Source organism: Streptomyces sp. CA189 (assembly GCF_056428985.1).
This window is the reverse complement of sequence record NZ_JBWJVM010000209.1, coordinates 1-590: the sequence shown is the minus strand read 5'-3', so window position 1 is coordinate 590 and position 590 is coordinate 1. Positions and strand designations below refer to the sequence as shown.

General features: G+C 41.2%; 1 protein-coding gene and 1 pseudogene. Both read left to right on the top strand.

Annotation, left to right across the window (positions count from 1 at the left end):
* Window positions 1-370 (top strand): annotated as a pseudogene (locus AC061S_RS44565) (hypothetical protein); the annotation flags it as partial.
* Window positions 371-385: 15 nt separating this feature from the next.
* On the top strand, window positions 386-590 hold a 205-nt coding region (locus AC061S_RS44560), incomplete at its 3' end, for a hypothetical protein (protein WP_478691595.1).

Below are 590 nucleotides of genomic sequence, written 5' to 3'. Positions count from 1 at the left end.
CGATATGTATGGTTCTGATGTTGTGTATCTCGGAGAGGTTGTTGGCCTGGATGCAGGAACTGGTAGTGCGTTTTCACTATTCCCTGCCCAAAATGCAACAGGGAACTGGATTAAGGTTACACAGCGTGTTCCTGTGAAGATATCCCTGGATTCAAATGAGGTTGTGAGGAATCCTTTACGTGTAGGTTTGTCTATGCATGCAGTAGTCGATACTAGTAATGTTAGTGGGAAGGCTATTAGGACAGGTATTGTTTCAAAGTTCACCTATGATACACAGGTTTTTGATCATGAACTTAAGAATGCTAACGATGAGGTGGAAGAAATTATTCGAAGTAATGAAGGCTTTATGATGTCGCCGCCAAAATTCTGATGTGAGAAACTTAAATTGGCTATTAGTTATGCTTCTCTTTATCTAGCAGTATTGCTGCTGTCAACAATACAGTTTTTAGAGTCCAGTATGTTGGGTTTTGCCTCGACTCCTATTCGTGGAGAGATACAGGCTAGTCCGGAAGAGTATAGTTTTATTGCCGTCTTGTATGCTTGTTTTGCAGTTCTGTCCATTTCAAAGGTTCGATGGTTCATTGAGCGTA